The following is a 21,829-nucleotide window of genomic DNA, read 5'->3' as shown; positions in this document are numbered from 1 at the left end:
AGAACAAGAGTAGAACAGAGTAAGAGGACATAGATGGGGGAGAGTTTACGGGCCGTCTTTGAAGTCGTGTTCCCCCGGCCCCAGTCTAATCGAAAGAACACGACTTCAACAACGGCTGTATCCCACATCCATCCCTCCCAACGTTCAAACGTAAATAATCGTACACCAAGGACGCCGCAAGGCGTTTTTTGTGTTTGAATAGAAAGTTTAAGATTCTATACTTTGCTTCGCACAATCTTGATAAACGCGCTCGTCCGTTAGGGACGGCGAGGCCGTTTATCCTTGTGTTATAATGATCACAGCAAATTAAAAAAAGGGGAGTTCTTTAATGGAACCGATTATGCAAAATACGAAACCGGGGATCGTGACCCTTTGCGGTTCGACAAAATTTAAACAGCAATTCAAAGAAGCGGAAGCGAATTTGACATTACAGGGGAAGATCGTCCTTAGTCTCGGATTTTTCGAACAAAGCGATCATGTGAAAGTAACCGAGGAGCAGGTCAAGCTTTTCGGTTGGCTGCACTTCCATAAAATCGATCTGTCAGATGAAATCCTGGTTATCAATGTAAACGGATATATCGGAGAAAGCACGAGAAAAGAAATTGAGTACGCGCACCGTGCCGGCAAAAAAGTAAGCTATCTCGAACCGGTCGGCTAATCGGTTATGTCCCATTCCGATAGCTAACGCCGGCTCCATGCGGCGCCTCTGCGGCTATGCGGCGGCGTCTGTCAGCCCCCGGCATTGACAAATAAAAGCGGCCTGGGCTAACATAGGAGGTGTAAAAAACATAAAAACGTTTACATAAAACTTCCGTATATGGGGACTTTCGATGAAAATTACGATAAAAGACGTGGCGCTGCAGGCCGGCGTGTCCATTGCCACGGTGTCGCGAGTGTTGAACGATAAAGACCGGGTAAAAAAGACGACCCGGCTCAAAGTAGAGGAAGCGATCCGAAAATTGAATTTCCAGCCCGATCATACGGCGCGTTCGATGATCATGAAGGAAACCAGAACGGTCGGGCTCATTGTCCCGAATTTGTCAAACGAATATTGGGGGCTTTTGGCCGAGGTGATCCAGGATAAACTATGGGAATACGGTTACTCGCTTATCATTTGCTCCAACAATAAAAATGTCGAAAAAGAACAGGCGATCATACAGAGCTTCACTGTAAGGAGAGTCGACGGTATCATTTTCGGCTCCTCGTCGCTTTTTGAAGGAGCCCACAACAACGACGCGCTGCTGGAGCTTTCGCATTCGCTTCACGTTGTGTCGATCAGCCCGTCGATACCGGGTATCAACAGCGTGATCGGGGACAATCTGCAGGGGGCGACGGATGCCGTCGAGCACTTAATCCGGCTCGGCCACCGCCATATCGCTTATATCGGAGGTCCGACGGTTTCCCATGAGCGCGAGCTCGGCTACCGCAACGCCCTGATGACACATGGCATAGCGCCGAACGAAGGGCTCATATTCAGAGGGGGAGACGATATGGTGCAATTCAGCCAGTTCGGATACCAATCCATGTCGTCATTGCTCGACTCGCAGAAAACGTACACGGCCGTTTTTTGCGGGAACGATCTTATTGCCATCGGCGCCATCAGAGCGATGGAGGATCGTCACATCCAGGTGCCGGGACATATATCCGTCGTCGGATTCGACGATATTACGACCGCTGCGCTGTACAAGCCGTCTTTGACGACAGTGCGCCAGCCGATCCGCGAGCTGGGGAATGCTGCGGTCGACATGGTGCTCGAGCTGATTCAAAACGGCGATGAAAACCATGTGCCGAAAAAAATCGTCTACCAGAACCAGTTGGTTGTCCGTGAAAGCAGCGGTCCTGTCTAACCTGTAACGGTTTTCAGTCTCGGTACCCAACCTAAACCTGCGCTAATGCGGAGGTTTTTTTGCATGGCTGCGCCGATGATATGGGACTGGCATCCCTCCCCGCGCACTGACGTGGGGTCTTTTGGCTTCGCCCTAAAGTTTTAATCACATGTCATTTTCATCCAAAATAAGGATTGACATGCCCCAAGGTTGAATATATGATGTGAAGTGTAAACGTTTTTACAAAATGCAGTCAGCAAATCGGGGCCTAATTTGTTTTCTGTAAGCAGAAAAGTATAAATAAGGGGGCGATAGTGGAACCTTTTCAAAGGAATTCGTTGGTACGTCTGAAAACTCAAAAGTTTTTGTTAGTATGTAAGCGTTTTAATTACATTCAATTTTGAAAACGTTCTTACTAATTGAGGGAGGCAAGACTATGCGTAAAACGACAATACTGACCGCCATCGTGACAGCCATTGCGGTTACGGCTTCGGCCGGCTGCACATCGGAGCCTGCGGCTCCAAATACGGCGAAGGACAGCCCGGCCCAGGATGCGAAAGCGAAGGGAACGGTGGAACTCAAGTTTTGGGATATGGTATGGGGTCCGCCCGAATACATAGAGGTGGCCAAAAAATTGGTCGCCAAGTTTAACGAGGAAAATCCGGGCATTAAAGTATCTTATCAATCTACGCCATGGGACAACTGGTATCAGACCTTTACGACGGCGATTGCATCCGGAACCGCACCGGACGTAAGCACGGGGGCGGGTTATCAGGCGTTTCAGTTTTATCAAATGGGCGCTATTTTACCGGTTGACGATGTGGTTGACGAGATGAAAAAGGCCGGAAAGCTGGACGATTTCTATGAAGGTACGGTGGAATCGCTGAAATACGATAATCATTATGTATCCATGCCTTGGGCGCTCGATATCCGCGTTCCGTTTTACAACAAGGAAACGTTCGAGAAAGCCGGCGTTGCGGTGCCCAAAACTTGGGACGAGCTGAGAGAGGCGGCCAAAAAACTGTCCGGCAGCGGCAAATACGGCATGGTTATGCCGTCGGATACAGGCGGAACCCATTATTTATTCGCTCTTATGCTCAACAACGGCGGCGGTATGTTTACGGCGGATAAAAAGGTCGATTTTATGAATGAGCGCAATGTGGAAGCGATCAAATTTATCGCCAGCATGGTCAAGGACGGCTCCATCAATCCGGCCGGCGCAGGGTTTAAAGGCGACGACGCGGTCAAATCGTTCGGGCAGGGCAATGCGGCGATGATCATCCGCAACCCCGGCTTCAAGGACGCCTTGCCCGAGATGAAAAGCAAGATCGGCATTATTCCGCCGATAAAAGGACCTCACGGCGAAACGGCGACCATCCGCTGGGCGAACAATATGATGGTGTACAAGCAGAGCAAGCATCCGGCCGAAGCGAAGAAGTTTTTGACCTGGTGGCTGGAGAACAACACGCCGCTCTGGACCGAAGGGCATTCCAACCAGCTGCCTGCGCGTAAAACGGTGGCCAAAAACGATTATTTCCAAAAGGATGAACACGTCAAATTTATTCTCGACCATTACGTGCCGATCGGTACGGGAACCGGGGCCCGCTATCCGTCCTCGTTCCCGGAGTTGAATGAGATTGAAGGAGAAGGCTTGATGCAGACGCTCACCCAGGAGCTGATTATGGGCAAAGATCCGACCGAATCGATGAAAAAAGCGGAAACGAAAATAAAAGAAATTATGAAGCAAAAGTAAGAGCGTACCGGGAAACCGGAATCGGGGAGCGGCCGACAGCCGCTCTGCCGTCCCGGTACATGAGGGGGGATAACATTTGGCAAAGCCAACAGCAGCTTCGCGGCCGGAGCTAGCGGGACATATGCTGCGCAAACGAACAATAAGCTGGCTGCCGTATCATTTTTTGCTGCCGTCCATCATTTTAATCATGATGATCAATGTGTACCCGTTTTTGACGGGTCTGATGTACAGCGTGGAAAACGGCTCGCTGCTGAAAGCGGGAGACTTTATCGGGCTTGACAATTACGCGAAGCTGATGACGATGCCCGACTTTTGGCACTCGCTCTATTTTAGCTCGGTGTTCGCCGTATTCAGCGTGATCGGCAGCTATGCCGTCGGTCTCGGATTGGCGCTGATCCTGAACAAGGACATCATCGGCAGAGGATTTTTCAGAGTCGCGCTGCTGGTGCCGTGGATTTTGCCGTCCGTCGTTTCCATCGTCGGCTGGCGGTGGCTGATCGGAGATCAAACCGGGCTTTTTAATACGATTATTACGGGAATGGGCTTTGAGCCTGTGCTGTTTTTGGGAACGGAGCGCTGGGCGATTTTTTCCGTTATTATGATCAAGGTGTGGCGCAGCTTTCCTTTTATGATGATTTCGCTGCTGGCCGGACTGCAGACGATCAATCAGGAGCTGTATGAATCCGCCCACATGGACGGCGCCGGCAGATGGCAGTCGTTCTGGTACATCACGCTGCCCCAGTTAAAAATGATAACGGTCGTCTGCTGGATCTTGATGACGATCTGGTGCTTTAACGATTTTGATACGATCTGGCTGCTTACGCAGGGAGGGCCTGCCAATGCGACCGAAAATTTAATTATTTTGGCCTACAAATATACGTTTTCCAAAAACGCGGTAGGAATCGGTTCCGCCATCTCCATTGTCAGTCTGGTCATACTGATGGCGCTGGCTTTACTGCTGTTAAAAAAACAAGAGCAAGAGTGACGGCGGAGGACGGTCGATGAGAATAAAACAAGTAAAACGGTGGGCATTGTTTGTCGTGATGCTGATCATTGTGCTGCTGGTCAATTTGCCGATTTTGACGATGATTATCAATTCCCTGAAAAGCAATACCGAAATATTGAGCTCGAAGCAAATATGGCCGGCCAGGCTGACCTTGGAAAATTACGCGTATTTGAATTCGCGGACGCAGTTTTGGACGCAGTTTAAAAACAGCTGGATCGTTTCGTTTTACGGCACCGGATTCAGCATATTGATTGCGGCTTTCGCCGGGTATGCCATTTCCAGATACCGTTCCTGGTTTATTTCCGGATTTTCGCGTTCCCTGCTTATGCTGCAAATGTTTCCCGTTATTTTGGTGCTGATTCCGCTGTTCATTATGTTCCGCAAATTGAATTTGATCGATTCGCATTTTTCGGTGGTACTGCTCTATATTACGGTGCATCTGCCGTTTGCGATTTGGATGTATAAAGGTTTTTTCGACGCGATTCCGAAGGATCTCGAGGAGGCGGCCTGGATCGACGGCTGCAGCCGGCTGAAAAGCTTTATTAAAATCGTTCTCCCTATCTCGGGTCCGGGGGTCGCTGCGGTTGCCATTTTTTCTTTTTTATTTTCCTGGAATGAATATTTGATTGCGAGTGTATTTTTAAGAAGCGAGAATTTGATGACCATCCCGGTCGGCCTGCAGTTGTTTATGCAGCAATACGCAACGGATTGGGGCAGCTTGACGGCGGCGGCGACCTTGGCAATGATGCCGGTGTTCATCTTTCTGCTGTTCGTCCAAAAGTATATGATTCATGGTGCGGTGGCCGGATCGGTGAAAGGCTAGAAATCCGGTGCCGAAGTTTGCAAAAAAAATCGGATATCGAGAAGGAGTCGAAAACATCATGAACAAAGTAAAAGTCGGCATAATCGGATTGGGCGAGGTCGCTCAAATTACGCATCTTCCCATTTTGGAATCGTTGTCGGACCGTTACGAAATCGCCGCCATCTGCGATATTTCGCCCCGGCTGCTGGAGGCTATGGGAGACAGATACAATGTCAACCGCCGATACACCGATGCGATCGAGCTGACGAAGCAGGCCGATCTGGATGCCGTGTTCGTATTGAACAGCGACGAATATCATGCGGAATGCGCGATTGCCGCATTGAAAAACAAGAAGCATGTTCTGATCGAAAAGCCGGTTTGCCTGACGTTGGCGGATGCGGATGCGATCATCCGGGCGAGGGACGAGTCCGGCGCTCAGGTGATGGTAGGGTACATGAGACGGTTTGCGCCGGCTTATATAAGCGCGGTCGAAGAGGTCAAGCGGCTGGATAAAATCAACTATGCCCGCATCCGTGCGATAATCGGGGCGAACCGGCTCATCATTGAGCAAACATCCAATGTGCTGCGGCCCGACGATTTTCCGGAAACGGCGGTACGCGACAAGCAGGAGCGCGCGCAGCGCATGGTGCACGAGGCGATCGGCGACGCTCCGCAGGAGCTGAAGTCCGTTTACCGGCTGCTCTGCGGGCTGAGCAGCCATGATCTGTCGGCGATGCGCGAAATCATCGGCATACCGAAGCGGGTGATCGCAGCGTCCCAATGGAACGGCGGGAAGTTTATGAACGCCATACTTGAATACGACGGCTACAATGCCACTTTCGAAACGGGCGTCGACAATCAAAGGCGGTTCGATGCGCATATCCAGGTATATGGTGACCGGAAGGCCGTCATGATTCAGTATGATACGCCGTATATACGTCATCTGCCGACGACGAAGGTGGTCGAGGAAACGGCCGGCGAAGCTTTCAACCGAACGGTCGAGCGCCCGTCCTTTAAAGACGCGTATACGATCGAGCTGGAATATTTCCACGACGTCGTGACGAAGGGCGTTCAACCGAAAACGACGGTAGAGGACTCCAAGGAGGATCTGAAGCTGTTCAAGCTGATCGTCGATGCGATGGCCGGCAACTGACAGGACCGAGGCAGGGGCAGGGATACAGGGCAGAGACATAGACCGGTGACCGAGTCGGGGGCAGAACTGGCATCGCGAAGGCGTTTGCATATTTTATCGTTAAGGGAAGAGGTCGCGGAAGCGGCCTCTTATTTTTGTTATCATTATAGAATTTATAAGTTTCGGGGCTACCCGCACACGCAACTTCTGCTGGAGTGTCGTTTATGCCGCTCAGGACTTACCTCAGCAACTCAGGTGTTGGAGGGCGAAGTGCTGCCCCGTACATTCTTCCGATACTCCGTCGGCGGAAACCCTGTTACTTTGCGAAAGCTTTTTGTAAAATGATTCGTACTTTCAAAACCGGTCTGCTCAGCGACTTCTTTCATGCTCAGCGACGTTGTTGTGAGCAGAAATTTAGCTTTATCCATCCGTTTGCGATGCTTATATTTAGCGGGTGGCAAGCCGAAGTGCTTTTTGAAATATTTGATCAAGTAATTGGGGTGGAAGTGGACGGATTTTGCCATTTGCTCCACGGTAATGCTTTTATGCAGATTGTGTTCGATGAATCTCTGCAGTTGGCCTAGTCTATCCATTTCTTCGGTGCGCTGCTGCAGCATATGGACGGGAACAGATTCTAAATAGCAGGATATAATTTGCAGCAGGATTGCCTTTTCGCGAAGCCGGGATGTTAACGCAGAATCGTGGAATAGCGCAACAAGCTCTTTAAACCATGTTGTCATCTGCTCGGCATCGCTGACCCTCATATAGAGCGGTATGTCCAGCCATTGGAATAGATCAAACGGACCGATATGCGCGGTGAAATGGCACCAATATTTAAAATATGGAAGATTGTTGATGACGGAATAAGACTGCAACGAATGAGCGGGCAGCAAGCAAAGTTGCCCTGGATGAGGGTGTAGTTCTTGATCGCCTATTTTGATCCGGCCTTCTCCGTCCAGAATCCAATATAGTTTATTGTACACCGGTGTAAAATCATGCAGACTCCACGATTCGGTACACTGAGTAAGATGAGCTTCCAAGACATGTATCTGAAGGTTTTGAAGTAGATCCGCCAAGAAAGCAGATTGTTGTGCATTCATCATATGTTCACCTGTAAATGTTAATAATGGACGGGTAAAGATTAGTTTCATACATGTCTATGATACCATAGCCTTGATATACTAAAGTAGCGAACTTGAAATTGATTTTTTCGAGCGAAGGGTGATTTCAAGGAATTCTCGTAGGAATCTTAAAACAAGGGGGAACATGAATGTGTGAAGATTTTGAAAAATTCCCGATTGCCAACTTAAAGCTCTTAGAGTATTACTTGGCTGATGCTATAGCTCCAAAACTACACATGAATCAGGATTTTATGATTAACATACTAACTACTATAGATAGCTACGCGATTCAAGCAGGGATAGAAGAAATATCAAACATTATACAGTCTTATTCTTTTATTCTGCGTTACATTTTTTATGTCGACCGTAAATTCGCAGCAATCAATGAGGAAATTACATATATTGAAAAGTATTGGAAATTATTGGGCTATCGAGATCAACATATTAATCTAATTTTGAAAATACCAAAAGAACTGAAAGATATCCAGATCCTAAGGTTAAGCCTTTTTCCGCTAGTTGAAAATTGCATATATCATGGTTTCAAAAATGGAATTGATGAGAATTGCTGCATAGAAATTAAGGCATTCATCTTGCAATCGAATCTAATCATTGAAATTAAAGATAACGGTTTTGGAATACCTGCAGAAATTTTAAACAATATATTCACTGAAATGGAAGAAAATAACATTAACTCTATATTAAGAAATAAAAAGTCAGGTAATGGAATTATGAACGTACATAACAGGATCCGATTAGCTTACGGCAAAAATTATGGTTTAAAAATTAATACTAAAGAAAAACTCGGGACCATTATTAGTATGAAATTACCTTACTGAACTCCAGGCCCGTTGCGCGATGAACGCTCCGAGAGTAGTTGAGGATTATGACCGTTTTACTTGGTTCAGGAAAGGAAAGTCGTCAGGTGTGACAGCGAGTTTAGCTAGCGGTTTTGCTGCTGCTGGGCTTACCCACTGGGGTATTTTAATTTTTAGGTCATGGTATTGTTGTCTTGCCTGTTGTTCAAACGTCGGTTTTTCTTTTTGTTCCATAGACCTCCTTTTCAGCTATAATAGATTTCGCAAGCCGAGAAAAAATGGGGGGACCGTATGAAATTCAGAAAAACGATTTATAGCAAAATGAACGCGGCGATTTTCATATTTCTTCTTCTCATCCTTTTGCTGTACGGATTGTCCAATCAAGTCAGCATTCGGGTTGTGGAATCGCTGCTGCAGAAGGAGAACAGCAATCAGCTCGAATTTCTCCGCAAGCAAATGGATGCGATGGCCTACAGTATGGCATTGAATACGGTTACACTTTCGCGTGATCCGACGGTGCTGGAATTGGAGAAGGTGCTGTTCGAAGGCGACGAGCAGCGAATTCCGCAGGTGGAATCGACCGCGCAGGAGAAATTGAATTTGCAAAGCTCCGCCAGCAGCTGGTACAACGAGATTACGCTCAACTTTCCGGCTGTGAAGCGCAAGCTGTCTACCGGCGTTTATCAAAGCGACAGCTTTTATGACGAACGGCAGTTGGACTTCAATTCCAGGCAAACCGGATGGCTCTATCAGCCGGACTCGCTGCAGGAAGGAGCTTCCAAATTTGTTTATTATGCGGGGGGGCCTCTGAACGAGAAGGGGCGGATCGACCAAAGCATCGTCATCGTCCAAATGGCTTTTAACGAAAAAAGCGTCTCCTCCCTGCTCGATCAGCTGAAGACGGGCAGCAAAGGCGATCCGTTCATGGTCAACGGGAAGCAGCAGGTCATTTACAACCGGACCTCCGATCGCGGGGCGGCCCAAGCGGTCGTCACGGCTCTAAGCCGGGAACCGCTTCAGGAGAACGGTACGCTGACGACGAAGCTCAACAACAAAACCTACTTGATCAATTACGTTTACTCCAAGCCGCTCGACTTTTATATTGTCGACTATACGCCGATTCAGCAAATTTTATCGCCGATCACGACGAGCCGGAACTTGTTTTACGGCTGCATCGGCTTGCTGCTGATGCTTGGATTTCTGGCTTCGTTCCTGCTGTATAAAAATGTGCAGCAGCCGCTTCAGGCTCTAATCGGCGTGCTGAAAAAGTTTCAAAACGGCGATTTTAGCGTGCGGCTCCACCGTTGGTTTCATAACGAATTCGATTTTGTTACGGTCCGGTTCAATGAAATGGCCGGGCAAATCCAGCATTTGTTCGAAAATGTATACGAGGAGCGAAACCGTTCCAGGCTCGCCACGCTCAAGCTGCTTCAGGCGCAGATCAATCCGCATTTTTTGTACAACTGTCTCAATTTCGTCATCAGCTCGGCGAATTTGGGCCGCCATGAATCGGTCATCGCGATGGCTTATAATTTAAGCGATTATTACCGGTATATGACAAGGCTCGAAAATCAGAATACGAGCCTGCGGGACGAGTTGAAGCTGGTTTCCAATTATTTGGAAATCCACAAGCTGCGGCTGCAGCGAATCGAATACGAATTGAACGTACCCGAAACAATGCTGGACTTGCCTGTACCGCGTCTGCTGATCCAGCCGATTGTGGAAAACGCGATCGTACACGGACTCGAGCCGAAGATGGGAACCGGCCGGATCGTCATCAACGGCAGCATTGCCGGCGAGTATGCCTGTCTTGCCATTGAGGACGATGGAGTCGGTCTCGCCGAGGAAAAGCTGCGCCGCATGAAGGAGCAGCTCAGCCGGCCGATGGACAGCGAGACAAGCTGCGGCATGTGGAATGTCAATCAGCGGCTTAAGCATGGCTTCGGCGAGGCGGCTGGACTCGACATTGAGAATGCATCCGGGTTGTCCGGCCTGCGCGTCACACTATATTGGAATGGAGAATCGACATATGACCCGATTGCTGCTGGTGGACGATGAACCGGTAATTTTGGAGGATTTGGCTTCCTTTCTGGAACATATGGCGGGAGTCGAGAAGGTGTATACGGCGGCTTCCGGCCCGGAGGCCGTGGAGCTGATCGAGCAGTTCCCGATCGATATCATCGTGACGGATATCCGGATGCCGGGCATGTCCGGATTGGAGCTGTGCGAATACGCCAAAGTCAATTGGACGATGACCCAATGTATCCTGCTGTCAGGCTACGCGGAGTTCGAGTATGCGCAGCAGGCATTGAAAAGTCAGGCAGCCGCCTATTTGCTCAAGCCGGTGAAGAAGGACGAGCTGTCCGAGACGATTCGGCTTGTAATGGGGAAGGTGCGGGAGAAATGGGAGGAGATCGGTTCGAACCGAAAAGCGCGCCAGACGCTGCGGTCGCATCTGTCCGTTCTGAAAGCCAAGCTGCTGCTCGATTTGTTGAAGGGCAAACGTTTCCCGCCGCAGCGTCTGGCCGAGGAGCTGGACAAGCTGGAGATTGCTTTTTCCGAAGGGGGACGGGCGGCGCTCCTGATGCTGAGAGTGGAAAACCGTTTCCTGGATTATGACGAGCACAGCATCTCATTGTTCGAGTTCGCTGTAGTTAACATCGCCGAAGAAGTGCTTGGCGAGCATTTTGACGTATGGGCGTGCAAGGACGACTATCAATATATCGTCTTTCTGCTCAGCCTGAAAGCCGGGAGTCCCGCGTCCCCGACATCCGTCAGAAAGCTGCTGGAACGGCTGGCCTGCCAGCTGCAAATCCACGTGTCGGCTTACTTGGACGGCAGCATATCGGTGCTCGTCAGCGATGATGAGCCGTTTCCGGCGCATACCCCCGAGCTGTACCAGAAAGCGCTGCAGCTGTTCAGGCAGCTTCCCGGCAGCGAGCAGGAGCATATGATCCGGCTGTGGGATCAACTGCCGTATACGCCCATGCGGTCGCTGCAGCGGCTGTACGAACCGCCTACGGTGCTGCAGCTGATGGAGGCGCGCCGATGGCCGGACGCGCACAGGCGGCTGGACGACATTTTCGCCGAATTGAGCGGCGAGGGACTCGATACGTCCGAGCATTTGGCCGAAGTTTTTTTCGCATTGTCCAACGCCTACTCCTGCATCGTTCACGTCAACGGCCTGCAGCTGGCGAACGTGCTGGGCGACCATTTCGCGATGATGACGAACACCTCGCTGCTGCGCTCGACCAAACAGCTGCGGAGCTGGTCGGCCGATGCATTGCAGCGCATCGAGCATTGCATCCGGCGGGAAACACGGGAGACGCCGGGCACATTCGTTCAGCAGGTGCACCAATACATCGAGCGGCATTTGGCGGAGGATGTATCGCTCCAGGCGCTGGGCAGCCATATGCACCTGCATCCGGCTTATATTTCAGCGATGTACAAGCAGGAAACCGGAGAAAACCTGAGCGATTACATTTACCGGTACCGGATGGACAAGGCGCGCTATTTGCTGCGGACCTCGAAATCGAAAATTTACGAAATCGCGGCACAGATCGGGTATCAATATACGCCATATTTTACGAAGCTGTTCAAAAATCATTTCGGCATGACGCCGCAGGAATACCGTGAATCGGCAAATCGGGCGTAAGCATTAAAATATTCATCTATTTTCTAAAAAAATCATCCGTATCCGGCTTTATTCGACTCCTCTACACTTAAATGGGTAAGGAAATGCAAACAACATGAGGGGATGAAGGAATATGAAAAAAATGTTATCCGGTCTCACGGCCGGGCTGCTTGCCGTCTCGGTCATCGGGTGCTCGGGACAGCAGGCGGCGGCACCGTCCGACAAGAAGGAGTCCGGCAAGCCGGCCGACGGCAAGACGACGGAAATTACGATGATCTCCCAGGGGACATGGGAAAAAACGGGGCTGCTGGACGTTGTGGCCGGCTTCGAAAAGGAAAATCCCGGCATCAAGGTGAAGGTGGAGAGCTATCCGTTCCGTCAGCTGTTTGAAACGATCGAGGTCAAGCTCGGCTCCAAATCGAAGGATTACGATATTATTACCGTCGACGGACCGCTGGTCGCCAACTACTCGGTCAAAGGCTACCTGGAGCCGTTGGAAACGTATTTGCCGGCCGGCGAATGGAAAACCAAATGGATCGATTCCTCGATCAAGGCCGGGCAGTATGACGGCAAGCTGATGGCCGCTCCGATGAATACGTCCTCGCAGGTACTTTATTACAACAAAGATATTTTTGCCGCCAAAGGGGTTACGCCGCCGGATTTCGATATTCAAAAAAGATGGACATGGGATCAGGTTGTCGATACCGCCAAAAAGCTGACCTACGATACGAATGGAGACGGACAACCCGACGTATTCGGCTTCAGCTTCGAGCAGATCAGCCGCGCCTACCAGATGCTGGCACTGTCTGAGAGTCTTGGCGCCAAAGTGATTGACGACAAGGGTCTCAAAACGACCGGATTTATCAATTCCGATGCGTCCGTCCAGGCAGCCAAGTTTTATTACGACTTGTTCAATACGTGGAAGGTCAGCCCGAGAGTGACGCCGGACGAGTCGAAGGAATATTTCAAAGCCGGCAAAATCGCGATCTATGTCGGCGGAACCTGGAACACGGGCACGTTTTCGGAAGCCAAAGTCAACTACGGCATCGCGCCGCATCCGTTCTTCGCCGGGAAAAAGGTCGCAACGCCGACAGGCAGCTGGCACTTGGGCATCAATAAATATTCGGAGAAAAAAGAAGCGGCCGCCAAATTCATCCGTTACTTGACGATCGGCGAAGGAGCGAAAACATGGTTCAACGGCAATAAGGATTTACCGTCGAATGTCGATATTTTGAAAATGATCGAATCCGATAAAAAATTCGATGAATTTCCGACGAACGTATACCGGATCGCAACCTACGAAGCGCAGAACACCGCGGTATCCCGGCCGCTCACGCCCGGATTTCTGGATTGGGAAACGCTGTACAACAAGGCATACGAGGATATTAAAAACGGCACGGACCCGAAAAAGGCGCTGGATGACGTAGCGGCCCAAATGGACCGGCAGCTGAAAAAATATGAAAGCGTAGTGAAATAAGGTTAAGTCTATGATTAAATCTAAATATGCGCCTTTCTTGTTCCTGCTGCCCGCCGTTTCTTTGCTGATCGTCTTCAAGCTGTACCCGATCGTGCTGGGACTCAAGAACAGTCTGTATGCGCCGGGATTTATCGCCGGGAACGAAGCTTTTGTAGGACTGGACAATTATACGTATTTGTTTACCGATAGCGTGTTTTGGAATTCCGTATACGTGACGTTGTTTTTCAATGTGTTTATTAACCCGATCCAGATCGCGCTGGCCTTTGTGCTGGCGCTGCTGCTGAATGCCAGGCTGAAAGGAATTCATTTGTTCCGCAGTCTCAATTTCATTCCGATCACCGTCTCGCTACCGATTGCCTGCGTGCTGTGGAGCATTATGCTGAACCCGGAGCAAGGTGTCGTCAACTCCGCGCTGGTGGCGCTCGGGCTGCCGCAGCAGCCGTTTCTGACGAGCAAGGATCAGGCGCTTTGGGTGATCATGGCGATTGCGACCTGGAAGGGCGTCGGCTATTGGGCAGTCTTTCTGCTGGCCGGATTGCAGGAAGTGCCCGCCTCCTTGTACGAAGCCGCGAATATCGACGGTGCAGGGAAATGGCAGCAGTTCAAAAACGTGACGTTCCCGTTGATGAAGCGGCCGCTTACGTTCGTCACGGTTGCGGATACGGTAACCAACTTCCTGCTGTTCGCTCCGATGTATATTTTGACCAAGGGCGGACCGGAGAACAGCACGAACGTGCTGATGAGCGAAAGCTTCAACAACGCGTTCGTGTACTCGGATCCCGGCAGGGCGTCGGCTATCGTCATCCTGCTGCTCATTCTTATACTGCTGATCATCGCCGTCCAATTCCGTTTACTTCGGTCCCAGGCGTAAAAGGAGGTTGAACCCAATTGCTAACGACGAACCGGGCTTCCAAGACGGCGATGTACATCGTTCAAATCATTGTCGCGTTTCTGATCGTATTTCCGCTGTTTTTCGCGGTCATTTCTTCCTTAAGGCCGCTCAACGACATTTATAAATATGTGTCACCCGTTACCTTGTATACGTTTCTGCCAATCAATACGACGTTTGATGCGTATGTCGCTTTATTTACGGAACGCAATTTTGGCAAGGTGCTATACAACACATTTTATGTATCGATCATGACGGTTCTGTTCGGGATCGGCTTCGGGTCGATGGCGGCGTTCGCGTTCGCGAAATTTCAGTTTAAAGGCAAAGCGCTTTTGTTCGGTCTGGTGCTGCTGACATTCATGATCCCGTTTGAAGTTATAGCGATTCCGCTGTACGGACTTGTCAAAGTATTCGGCTGGATCGACACGTATTACGGCCTGATTGTGCCGGCTGTCGCGAACGGGCTTGTCATTTTCCTGTACAGGCAGTTTTTCCTTGATTTGCCCGACTCGCTGATCGAATCCGCGCGCATGGACGGCGCGTCCTGGTGGAAAATATATACCGCCGTCGTCATGCCCTTGTGCAAGCCGGTCACGATCAGCGCCGGTCTGATGCTGTTCATATCGCAATGGGAATCGTTCATGTGGCCGTTGATCGCGACCCGGTCGAAAGAATATAAGGTAATTCAGGTCGCGATGAGCGATTTTACGACGGAGCATGCGACGCTGTGGAACGAGATGTATGCGGTTTCGGTCATTGCCGTCATCATCCCGATTTTGCTGCTGTTGCCTTTGCAGCGGTATTTCATTCAAGGTGTCACGAACACCGGAATTAAAGAATAAATTCAATCGATAAGGAGTGTGCTTAAGATGAACTTTCCGCAAATAACCGAGGAACAACGGCTGAGAAGGCTTGAACCGCCGGCCGGTAAAGTAAGAATGGTGCTGGACACCGACACGTACAATGAGATCGACGACCAGTTTGCGGTCATTTATGCGCTGCAATCGAAAGCAAAGCTGCAGATCGAAGCTTTTTACGCGGCGCCGTTCGATAACAGCTTGTCGACCGGACCTAAGGACGGCATGGAAAAAAGCTACAACGAGCTGCAAAAAATCGCCGCCGTTATGGGCATTGAGGGGCAGTACCCGATCTACCGGGGCTCGGACGCGTTTATGACGGAAGCGGGGGTACCCGTGGAAAGCGAAGCGGCGCGCAATCTGGTGGAGCGGGCGATGGCTTCGGACGATAACGACCCGCTGTACGTCGTTGCGATCGGCGCGATTACGAATGTGGCCTCAGCCATTCTGATGGAGCCGAAAATTATCGGGAAAATCGTCGTCGTATGGCTCGGCGGTCATGCGCTGCATTGGCCGGATACGAAGGAGTTCAACCTGCGCCAGGATTTGTACGCTTCCCGCACCGTGCTCGACTGCGGCGTGCCGCTTGTGCTGCTGCCGTGCATGGGCGTAACCTCGCATCTGCAAACGACGTTATCGGAAATCCGGGACTATGTAAAGGATAAGGGCGAAACCGGCCTTTACCTGTACGAGACGTACAAAAACTGCCATGACGACCATACCGGCTATTCACGCGTCATTTGGGATATTTCGACGATCGCATATTTGATCGACGAGCGCTGGACGCCAAGCTCGCTCGTCCACAGTCCGCTGCTGTCCGACGAATTCCGTTGGAGCCAGGATACGTCGAGACATTTTATCCGGTATGTGTGGAGCATTAAGCGCGACGCGGTATTTAAGGATTTGTTCGCCAAATTGTAAGCAGCGATTCGGATTCAACGACAGGATCTCCGGCCGGAGGTCCTGTTTTTTTTGGCACAACCTTGATAAACCCGTTCGTCCCTTAAGGACGGCGAAGCCGTATATCCTTGCCGAAACAGGCTTGGACATGCGGATGGCGCAATTCTGCTGTTGCGTTTCGTTCCCGATTGTATAAAATACAAGTTATAACCGAGGATGAAAAAAGTAGGTGAAGAGGCGAGGAGGCGAGCGTATGGGAGATGCACCTGTGTTCCGGTTTAAAGATTTCATGCGGGAGGATTTTCCGATCAAGTTCGAAATCCGCAGTGAAACGAATTACAACCCGGTCCTCCACGGGCATGAATATTTGGAAATTTGCTATCTCATCAACGGGAGCTGCCTTCACAGGCTGGAGGAGGGGCAGACGGTGCTGAAGCGGGGCGATCTGTTCTCGATCCCGCCCTATATGAAGCATTGCTTTATGCCGCTGGACGGACAGGCTTTCGAGCTTGTGCAGCTCGATTTTATGCCCTCTCTTCTCGAAGAAACGATCCGGGAATTGTCCAGCGCTCCGCTGGACCGTTTTTTGCTGATTCATCTGTCGCCCCGTTCGCAATTCGTCATCGAGCGGCTGATGGAAGGGATCAAATCGGAGCTGGAATCGAAGGAAGCGTATCATCAATATGCGGTGCGGGCGGATTTGTTGAAGTTTCTCGTTATTTTGAGCCGCGAAATCAGGGGCTGGAGGCTGGAGAAGGAATCCGGCTACGAGCAGGCGATCCGCGAAGTCATGGAATATTTGGAGCGGCATCTGGACAAGCCGTTAACGTTGAAAGAGGCCGCAGCGAAAATTTCCGTTTCGCCCAACTACTTCAGCACGTTGTTTTCCAAGGTGGCGGGCGTTACGTACAGCGGCTTTTTGGCGGAGCTTCGACTGCGGAAGGCGGGAGAGCTGCTGCTGCAGACGAACCTGTCGATCGCCGAAATATTGGAAAGAGCGGGCTATAAGCATACGGGCCATTTTTATAAAATGTTCAAGCATAAGTACGGCGTTACGCCCATCGAATACAGAAAGAACGCAAACAGCGGAAAATAGTGTAGTTTTCTCGGAAGATAGCGGAATTCCTCTTGTCCGGGCTTAGGCTATAATAAAGCATATGCCAAAATGAATGCGGTTACATTGGGCGCTTGCATAAAAAAAGGGGGATCGGAAGCGATGCGGAAACGAAAATTTTATTACAAGCTGCTTATCGCTTACGTGCTTATTGTGTTCGTGTATACGATGATCGTTGCCAGCATGTTTTTTTATAAAAATAACGAAATCGTCCAGCTGGAGCTGAAATACCGGCAGGACGCCCTGCTGCGGGAGGCGAGGGATAAAATCGATACACAGCTGAACATCGCCTCGAATTTGATCAATCAACTGAAAATTAACAGCAGTGTGCTCGAATATGCGGAAAAGAGCGAGCGGGATTATTACGTCGTGACGAAAGTTTACAATGAATTGAGAAAAAATATCGACGCTTTCGCCGACTTCGGCTTTACGATCGGCGTCGGGAAGCTGAACGACGGGCTTATCATTACGCCCAACAGCACGATGGACAAAGCGAGATTTTATGCGGAAATCGGTTTGGCCCAGGAGCACAAGCAAGAAATCGAGTCGGCTCTTTACAAAGGCAATTTTGCGAAATCGCTTTTCCTGCATACGTACGGCGATTCGGGCAACCGGAGAATTACGCTCATTAAGAAGGAACCGAATCTGGAGCTTGTTTTTTACGTTTCGTATTACGAGAGCTATTTGCTGCCGCAAATGCCCGGAAGCTCCGAAGGCTTCGCCATCATCAAGGGAGACCGCCTCATCGCCTACAACGGCAGTCTTGGCGCCAAGCCGTTCGAGCAGCTGATCGCCGGGCCCGGTAAGCCGGCTGTGAGCGGAATGACGGTCCGCGACGTGGAATCGAAAGTGTTCGGCGACTTGAAATATGCCTATATTGTTGAAAAAAATCCGATCAATTCGCAGATAAGATCGCTCGCCAAGGAGTCGCTTGCCGTCTATCTCGTGCTGGCTGCCATCGGCCTGCTGCTGGCGATGCTTGCGGCGAACCGCACGTACCGGCCTATCCAAAGGGCGGTCAACCAGTTTAAAAGCTACGGGGAGCCGATCGGCCGCGACGAGCTCGCCTTTATTCAATCTACCGCCGACGGCATTTACAAGCTGAACGAAAATCTGCAGCAGACGATCAGCCGTTACAAACTGCCGCTGCGCAAAAAAATGATCGGCGACCTGCTGTTCGGTCTGCTGCCGTTGAAGAAGGCGGCGCCGGAGCTGGAAGCGTACAATTTGACCCACCTGTCGGGACCGGTGACGGTAGCCATTATCGAGGTTGCAGCCAACAGCGAGCCGGAGAAGCAGGTACCGAACACATACCTGTTTGAAATGACGAACCGGGTCATGGGGCTCATCGAGCAGTGTTTGTCGCAGGAGCAGAAGTGCGAATTGCTTGGTCTCGATCACAGACGGTTCGTCGTGCTGTTGACGGAGGAGGATTCGCCGGCGCTGAGGCAGTGGCTGATCAACGTGCTCAGAGATATCGGCAGCTCGCTTGCGATTCAGCTCGTCGCCGCGATCGGCGGGACGGCGTCTCATATCGGCGAAGCCGAACGCGCCTATCACGAGGCGCTGAAGCTGATGGAGTACCGGTTTGTGATGGAACGGCGGACGTTAATTACGGCCGACGACATTAAGCAGCTGCGGAACAGCGGCTATTATTACCCGCTGGAAATGGAACGCGATCTGATAGCCGCCGTCATTTCCGGCAATAAAGAGAAAGCCTTGTCCGTCATGCATAAGCTGCTGGAGGAAAATCTCGACACGCGCAGCCTGAGCATCGAGAAGCGGTCGCAGTTTATATTGTCGATCGTATCGACGCTGAACCGGATCAACCAGCAGCTTGAGCGCCAGGCATACAATACGGCCGCCGGCGAGAAATGGTACCCGAAGCTGATGCTGTGCCCCGATGTGCAGCAGCTGAAGCAAGCCATCTATCGGCTGATCGACGAGATGATGGACCGGATCGAAGACGAGAACGGCAAAATCGACCAGTCCATCGCCTGTCACATCGTCGAATATATACACCGGCATTACGATCGGGACATTTCGTTGAACGATATGGCCGAGCAGTTTAACTTTTCCCCGAGCTATATCAGCACGCTGTTTAAAAACCATACGGGCGACAATTTCCGCGACTATTTAAATAATGTCCGGGTGAAAAAAGCGAAGGAGATCATTAGTGGGGAGCGCGGAGTTAAAATCCAGGATCTGGCTCTACGCGTCGGCTGCAACAACGCCAATACGTTTATCCGCATGTTCAAACGGTATGAAGGCATATCACCGGGGCAGTACGCGCAAAATTTGGAATAGCCATCTCTTCCATCGAACAGCCCCCTATCCGTCGGGGAGGCTGTTTTCTTGTTCGAAAAAAATCGGCGATTCGTGAACAAACGTCGATCCTGCGGCTCGAAACCCGCGCCGCCCGGGCGTTTGCAGGCATGGTGAAGAAACGTCGACGAGCCGGTAAACTGGTGATTTACAGCCGCCGTCCGCCCCTGTAGAATCGGTCGTAAGCTTCGGTCGGGAGTAGCGGGACGAAGCGGCAGCAGCACCACACCCGGGGGGGCTCCGCAAGAGAGAGACATACAAATTAATAAGGCGGTGAAGCTGTGGAATCTAATGAGACCGTGCTGGCGAAAACGGAACTATCGAAAGCACGGCGCACACCAGCGAGGTCGAGGTTCAAGGAAATCCGCAAGCGGGTTCTGGGGGACCGCCATCTGTACCTGATGCTGGTGCCGTTTGTGCTCTGGTACTTGATCTTTCTGTACAAGCCGATGTACGGGCTGCAAATCGCGTTCAAGGAGTACAGCTTGTTTAAAGGCATTTCCGGCAGTCCTTGGGTAGGACTCGATAACTTTCGCGAATTTTTTTCCGGGCCTTATTTTTTCCGGAATTTGAAAAACACGGTGCTGATCAGCTTGTACGGGCTTCTATTTGCGTTCCCGATTCCGATCGCGCTTGCGCTGTTGTTTAACGAAGCCAAAAATATGCTGTTCCGTAAATTCGTGCAAACGTTTACGTATTTGCCGCATTTCATTTCCTCCGTCGTTGTCGCCGGCATCGTGACCAACATCCTTGCGCCGAACAACGGCTTGGTCAACATTTTGCTCGATCGGATCGGGCTGGATAAAGTGTACTTTTTGACGATTCCGGAATATTTCCGAACGATCTACATCAGCACCTTCGACGTTTGGAAGGAAGCGGGCTTTAACTCGATCATATACATTGCCGCCTTGTCCGGCGTCAATCCGACCTTATACGAGGCTGCCGTCATCGACGGCGCCAATCGCTGGAAGCAGACATGGCACGTTACGCTGCCGGCGATCATGCCGACAATTGCCGTCATGCTCATTCTGAAGGTCGGACAAATGATGGATGTCAGCTTCGAAAACATTATTTTGATGTACCAGCCGGCTACCTATGAAACTTCCGACATCATCAGCACCTACGTATACCGGGCCGGATTGTTGGAAGGACGCTACGGGCTTGCGACGGCGGTCGGTCTGTTTAACGCGGCCGTATCGCTGGTGCTGGTGTATATGGCAAACCGTTTCAGCAAGAAACGGACGGATTCCGGACTTTGGTAAGGGCAGGTGAAGCAAGGTGAAACCGACTGTCGGCGAGAAATGGTTCGGCATGTTCAATTATGTCATTCTTACGATCGTTGCGGCGTTGGCGCTGTATCCGTTCCTTTATGTGGCGTCGGCCTCAATCAGCTCCTCGGACGCGGTTGTGACCGGCAAGGTCCTGCTGTTCCCGAAGGAAATTACGTTTGCTGCCTACGGGAAGGTGCTGACGCAGGATGGGATATGGATTGCTTACGGCAACACGATCTTTTATACGGTCGTCGGAACGGCGGTCAATCTGCTGTTTACGATTTTGGGCGCTTATCCGCTTTCCAAAAAGAGACTGATCGGCGGCTCGCTCATCAGCTTTCTCGTAGCTTTGACGATGTTTGTCAATATGAGCGGTACGGCGGGCATGATTCCTTTTTACTTGAATTTGCGGGATTTGGGGCTGCTGGACAAGCGGTTTACGATTATTTTCGCGTTTGCGGTGTTTACGTTTTACGTGTTTTTGATGAAAACCTTTTTCCAGGGCATTCCCGACGAGCTTGAAGAATCGGCCAAGGTGGACGGTGCGAACGACTGGCAGGTTTTGACAAGAATTTATTTGCCCTTGTCGCTGCCCTCCCTGGCGAGTATCGGATTGTTCTGCGCGGTGGGCCGCTGGAACGGTTATTTCTGGGCAATGGTCATTCTTCGCGACGAGCATAAAATTCCGCTGCAGGTGCTGCTGCGCAAGCTGATTGTCGAGATGAAGCTGACGGAGGAAATGATGAACGCGGCGGACATCGCTCAAGGCTTTTCGCAGGAGACGATTATATACGCGACGATCATCGTATCGATTATTCCGATATTGCTGGTATATCCGTTTATTCAAAAATATTTTGTCAAAGGCATGATGCTAGGCGCCGTGAAAGAATGATGCGGCGAGGCAATC

The 21,829-nt window shown here is 50.8% G+C and carries 19 protein-coding genes; 17 read left to right on the top strand and 2 right to left on the bottom strand.

Annotation, left to right across the window (positions count from 1 at the left end; genetic code table 11):
* The first annotated feature begins 328 nt into the window (after positions 1-328).
* From E1757_RS27800 to E1757_RS27775, 6 genes are all read left to right on the top strand, one after another.
* On the top strand, positions 329-658 hold the full coding sequence (locus tag E1757_RS27800) for a hypothetical protein (RefSeq protein ID WP_246079579.1): 330 nt from the start codon (positions 329-331) through the stop codon (positions 656-658).
* 172 nt (positions 659-830) lie between these two features.
* On the top strand, positions 831-1,847 hold the full coding sequence (locus tag E1757_RS27795; RefSeq protein ID WP_133234370.1) for a LacI family DNA-binding transcriptional regulator: 1,017 nt from the start codon (positions 831-833) through the stop codon (positions 1,845-1,847).
* A 415-nt stretch (positions 1,848-2,262) separates the two neighbouring features.
* The gene (locus E1757_RS27790; RefSeq protein WP_133234368.1) at positions 2,263-3,579 is read left to right on the top strand and encodes an ABC transporter substrate-binding protein; all 1,317 of its coding nucleotides are present in this window, start codon (positions 2,263-2,265) and stop codon (positions 3,577-3,579) included.
* A 76-nt stretch (positions 3,580-3,655) separates the two neighbouring features.
* Entirely contained in the window at positions 3,656-4,564 is a 909-nt protein-coding gene (locus E1757_RS27785; protein WP_246079577.1) for a carbohydrate ABC transporter permease, read from the top strand.
* 16 nt (positions 4,565-4,580) lie between these two features.
* Positions 4,581-5,408, top strand: coding sequence for a carbohydrate ABC transporter permease (locus E1757_RS27780; protein WP_133234366.1), 828 nt, complete (start codon positions 4,581-4,583; stop codon positions 5,406-5,408).
* Between the two features lie 58 nt (positions 5,409-5,466).
* Positions 5,467-6,540, top strand: a complete 1,074-nt coding sequence (locus E1757_RS27775) for a Gfo/Idh/MocA family protein (RefSeq protein WP_133234364.1) — start codon at positions 5,467-5,469, stop codon at positions 6,538-6,540.
* 230 nt (positions 6,541-6,770) lie between these two features.
* Here the strand turns inward: E1757_RS27775 and E1757_RS27770 are convergent, their stop codons facing one another.
* Complete coding sequence (locus E1757_RS27770; protein WP_133234362.1) at positions 6,771-7,622, bottom strand: AraC family transcriptional regulator; 852 nt, start codon at positions 7,620-7,622, stop codon at positions 6,771-6,773.
* A 167-nt stretch (positions 7,623-7,789) separates the two neighbouring features.
* On the opposite strand from E1757_RS27770, the gene E1757_RS27765 reads away from it, so the two are divergent.
* Entirely contained in the window at positions 7,790-8,476 is a 687-nt protein-coding gene (locus E1757_RS27765; RefSeq protein WP_133234360.1) for a sensor histidine kinase, read from the top strand.
* A 45-nt stretch (positions 8,477-8,521) separates the two neighbouring features.
* On the opposite strand, the gene E1757_RS36015 is transcribed toward E1757_RS27765, so the two are convergent.
* Positions 8,522-8,689, bottom strand: coding sequence for a hypothetical protein (locus E1757_RS36015; protein ID WP_165972324.1), 168 nt, complete (start codon positions 8,687-8,689; stop codon positions 8,522-8,524).
* A 57-nt stretch (positions 8,690-8,746) separates the two neighbouring features.
* Between E1757_RS36015 and E1757_RS27760 the strand changes: the two genes are divergently transcribed.
* The 10 genes from E1757_RS27760 to E1757_RS27715 all read left to right on the top strand — a co-directional run bounded on the left by E1757_RS27760 (position 8,747) and on the right by E1757_RS27715 (position 21,814).
* Complete coding sequence (locus tag E1757_RS27760; protein WP_133234358.1) at positions 8,747-10,513, top strand: sensor histidine kinase; 1,767 nt, start codon at positions 8,747-8,749, stop codon at positions 10,511-10,513.
* On the top strand, positions 10,485-12,110 hold the full coding sequence (locus tag E1757_RS27755) for a response regulator (protein WP_165972323.1): 1,626 nt from the start codon (positions 10,485-10,487) through the stop codon (positions 12,108-12,110). The genes E1757_RS27760 and E1757_RS27755 overlap by 29 nt, the downstream gene beginning before the upstream one ends.
* Before the next feature lie 112 nt (positions 12,111-12,222).
* A complete protein-coding gene (locus E1757_RS27750) occupies positions 12,223-13,566 on the top strand; it encodes an ABC transporter substrate-binding protein (protein ID WP_133234354.1) in 1,344 nt (447 codons plus the stop codon).
* A gap of 10 nt (positions 13,567-13,576) precedes the next feature.
* Entirely contained in the window at positions 13,577-14,437 is an 861-nt protein-coding gene (locus E1757_RS27745) for a carbohydrate ABC transporter permease (protein ID WP_133234352.1), read from the top strand.
* Positions 14,438-14,454: 17 nt separating this feature from the next.
* The gene (locus E1757_RS27740) at positions 14,455-15,297 is read left to right on the top strand and encodes a carbohydrate ABC transporter permease (RefSeq protein WP_246079575.1); all 843 of its coding nucleotides are present in this window, start codon (positions 14,455-14,457) and stop codon (positions 15,295-15,297) included.
* A gap of 27 nt (positions 15,298-15,324) precedes the next feature.
* Positions 15,325-16,233: a nucleoside hydrolase gene (locus E1757_RS27735; RefSeq protein ID WP_133234350.1), complete on the top strand. Its 909-nt coding sequence runs from the start codon at positions 15,325-15,327 to the stop codon at positions 16,231-16,233.
* Positions 16,234-16,465: 232 nt separating this feature from the next.
* On the top strand, positions 16,466-17,308 hold the full coding sequence (locus tag E1757_RS27730) for a helix-turn-helix transcriptional regulator (RefSeq protein ID WP_133234348.1): 843 nt from the start codon (positions 16,466-16,468) through the stop codon (positions 17,306-17,308).
* Positions 17,309-17,428: 120 nt separating this feature from the next.
* A complete protein-coding gene (locus E1757_RS27725; RefSeq protein WP_165972322.1) occupies positions 17,429-19,633 on the top strand; it encodes a helix-turn-helix domain-containing protein in 2,205 nt (734 codons plus the stop codon).
* A 299-nt stretch (positions 19,634-19,932) separates the two neighbouring features.
* The gene (locus E1757_RS27720; RefSeq protein ID WP_246079573.1) at positions 19,933-20,913 is read left to right on the top strand and encodes an ABC transporter permease; all 981 of its coding nucleotides are present in this window, start codon (positions 19,933-19,935) and stop codon (positions 20,911-20,913) included.
* 16 nt (positions 20,914-20,929) lie between these two features.
* Entirely contained in the window at positions 20,930-21,814 is an 885-nt protein-coding gene (locus E1757_RS27715; RefSeq protein WP_220446540.1) for a carbohydrate ABC transporter permease, read from the top strand.
* Positions 21,815-21,829: the final 15 nt, after the last annotated feature.

Source organism: Paenibacillus piri (assembly GCF_004354045.1).
Lineage (GTDB): Bacteria > Bacillota > Bacilli > Paenibacillales > NBRC-103111 > Paenibacillus_S > Paenibacillus_S piri.
Note: the sequence above shows the minus strand (reverse complement) of the source record. Positions and strands in the feature narration are given on the sequence as shown.